General features: G+C 63.0%; 5 protein-coding genes. All 5 read left to right on the plus strand.

Annotated elements, in window-relative coordinates; genetic code table 11:
- Positions 1-180 (plus strand): DUF6011 domain-containing protein (locus tag GOACH_RS24080; RefSeq protein ID WP_005177369.1); only part of this gene is annotated, 180 nt, incomplete at its 5' end.
- On the plus strand, positions 177-458 hold the full coding sequence (locus GOACH_RS17050) for a DUF2742 domain-containing protein (RefSeq protein ID WP_005177371.1): 282 nt from the start codon (positions 177-179) through the stop codon (positions 456-458). The genes GOACH_RS24080 and GOACH_RS17050, both read left to right, overlap by 4 nt.
- A complete protein-coding gene (locus GOACH_RS17055; RefSeq protein ID WP_005177372.1) occupies positions 455-1,834 on the plus strand; it encodes a DNA primase family protein in 1,380 nt (459 codons plus the stop codon). The genes GOACH_RS17050 and GOACH_RS17055 overlap by 4 nt, the downstream gene beginning before the upstream one ends.
- Before the next feature lie 273 nt (positions 1,835-2,107).
- Positions 2,108-2,518, plus strand: coding sequence for a hypothetical protein (locus GOACH_RS17060; RefSeq protein WP_005177376.1), 411 nt, complete (start codon positions 2,108-2,110; stop codon positions 2,516-2,518).
- On the plus strand, positions 2,515-2,817 hold the full coding sequence (locus GOACH_RS17065) for a WhiB family transcriptional regulator (RefSeq protein ID WP_005177379.1): 303 nt from the start codon (positions 2,515-2,517) through the stop codon (positions 2,815-2,817). Before GOACH_RS17060 ends, GOACH_RS17065 begins: the two co-directional genes overlap by 4 nt.
- Positions 2,818-2,897 lie beyond the last annotated feature (80 nt).

The raw sequence follows: 2,897 nt of genomic DNA on the forward strand, positions 1-2,897 counted from the left end.
GATTATAGCGAACCCCTCACCACTGAGGAGCGCTCTGAGGTCGCTGCCGTGTCTGTCGTCGTCGAACTCGGCTACCGGCCTGCCGTGCAATGCAGGTCGTGCGGGTCGTGGCTTGTGGCTCCGAAATCCGTTGCGTTGCATCGTGGCCCGGTCTGTCGGAGCAAGGGCGGTGACGCATGATGTCACTGAGCTACGAGCAGGCAAACAATCTTCGGTACAAACTCATCGACGTCGAATTGCCCGAGGACGTCGACCGGGCGATGTTCTGTGCGTTGCTGACTGAGGGCGTCCGCGGCTGTCTTGAGCAAGAGCTCGACGCGCTGGAGGACAAGCGGGATTCGATGAAAGACGCAGCCGTGGCGATCTCGCAGGCTGCGGACTGGAATGTCGTCGCACAACGCATCCGCCGACGAGACGCCGCCATTAAATCGGGAACCTTTGTCGAGGTGCGCCAGTGATCGAGTATGGCGATGACCGCACTGACACAGGATTCCTCGTGCAGAACGAACAGCATTCGGGCCAGGTCCGTATGGCCTACCGGTTGGCCGAACTGCACGCTAACCGACTGCTGCATGTCGCCGGTATTGGGTGGCATTTCTGGGACGGAACCCGCTGGAAAGAGGACGAGACTGGCGTTGCTCGACGTGCTGTCATCGAGGTACTGAAGGCGGCGCTTGCGGAGTCGCTCGACGACCGCAGGTTGCGTCGTGACGTGGCGAAGTGTGAGTCGGCTACGGGTATCGCTGGTGTGCTTGAGGTTGCATCGGCCTTGGAGGTGTTCGCCTGTGCGGTCGGGGACTTGGACGCCGATCCGTACTTGCTGAACACCGCGACGGGAACTCTCGATCTGCGTGATCTGACGTCGCGGGCGCATGACCCAGGCGACCGGATTACGAAAGTCACTACCGCGGGTTACGACGCTCATGCGCCGGCGTCGTCGTGGCCGCGGTTCATTGCTCAAGTGCTGCCTGATCGTGAGGTACGTGAGTACGCGCAGCGGGTGGCCGGTGTCGCGTTGCTGGGTCGAGTGGTGGAGCACATTCTGCCCATCCTCACCGGGACTGGTGCGAATGGTAAAGGGACGTTGTACAAGGCGCTCTTGCACGCGCTCGGTGACTATGGCAGCACCGTGGAGCCGGATCTGTTCATGCACCGTCAGGGCGCTCACCCGACTGGCGAAATGGACCTGATGGGTCGCAGGCTCATTGCGGTATCTGAGTCGGAGAAGGATCGTCGGCTGGCTGAGGCGACGATGAAGCGTCTCACAGGTGGTGACACTATCCGTGCGCGCCGTATGCGGCAGGATTTCGTGGAGTTCGAGCCGAGCCATACCCCGCTGCTCATCACGAACTTCTTGCCGAAAGTCTCGGGGGATGACCCCGCAATCTGGCGGCGGATTCGTGTGGTGCCGTTCGACGTTGTGGTGCCTGAGAGTGAGCGGGACGGCCAGCTCGACGAGAAACTCGCCGCGGAAGCCGACGCTGTACTGACCTGGATGGTCGAGGGTTATCGCTCCTACGTCGACGGTGGCGGCCTTAACGAGCCCTCATCGGTTCGTGTTGCCACCGACAGCTACCAACGTGACAGCGATGCCGTGGCGCGGTTCGTGGCGGAGTTCTGCGTGACGTCCTCGCCGGCACTCAAGGCGACCACATCGCAACTGCATGACGCGTGGGCCAAATGGGCAATCACAGACGGAGCCGAGCCTATGAGCCAGAAGGCATTCGGTGCTGCTCTGGACAGGTTGGGCTATTCGGTCACGAGCCGTTCAAAGGCGGGCCGTTGGCGAGCCGGGATCGGCATTCCTGTCGATACAGATGGGGATGAGGGGTGACGCAGATGACGCATAAAAGGTATCCCTCTACGCGCGCGCACATATGGATTCATACATATGGTGCGTCATCTGCGTCACCCTCGCAGGTCAGAGGGGGTGTCGCATGAAAACCCGTGACATGCCGCTCTGTGGCGCCTGCCGGTTCCCGATGAGTTTTGACGAGGACATCGAGCGCGGCCAGCACCTGACATGCGTGCCCATCGCCTGGCCTCGAGGCTCTGTGCAACGCGCCCGCATTCGACGACCATTCCACTTCCCCAAGGAGACACACTGATGAGCCAATCCCCGAACCTCGCGACCGACATGCTCCTCCACGCAGCTCTCGAGACGACAGATTGTTTCTCGTGGGTGATTGACACCCTCAGCGATCACGGCGTCTGCGACGACCACCAGTTCGAGACCGATGCGCTCGCCGAGACGGTCGCCAATCTGCACCGAGCCACCTTCGAGTTCACCCACTACTCCGATGGCAGACCAATCCGAGCCACCGAGGTCGTCGACGGCGGCATTCACATCTCGCATGTGTTCGCGGCCGTCATCGAGCAACGCGGCGAACGACTCCTCTTCACCGATCGGAGGTTGCGTGACCCCGGCACACCCGACCGCGGCCACTACCGCGTGTATGTCGACGACGCAGCCGCCACCTTGCGCGTGGAGGTATTCGGACCGCTGGAGGCGATATGAGCCGCAACGTGTCTCGTCGCGAAGGCGGCGTGGTTGATCTGCTCGAAGCGATACTGCGCGACACCGCCGACCTGTCGGGCGCCATGTGCGTCGAATCGGCAGAACTGTTCGATCCTCCTGCCCCGTACGAGGACGCCGCCGACACCCGGTACCGACACGCGAACGCCGAAGCGTTGTGCCACCGCTGTCCGGCCCTCGATCGCTGTCGGGACTGGGCGGCACAGCGGCGCACTGACGGCTCTGTGCTCGCTGCTCGCTCACCCCGCCTGCCTGGTCGACCACGGAGCGGTGCCGCGTGAGGCGCTACGGCAGGGGCGGGTCGGCGTCGGTCCACGTCACCCGCGACTATGCGCGGCCCGTCGTCGTGACGCTGGTCGGC

Source organism: Gordonia aichiensis NBRC 108223 (assembly GCF_000332975.1).
In the GTDB taxonomy this organism is placed as follows: domain Bacteria; phylum Actinomycetota; class Actinomycetes; order Mycobacteriales; family Mycobacteriaceae; genus Gordonia; species Gordonia aichiensis.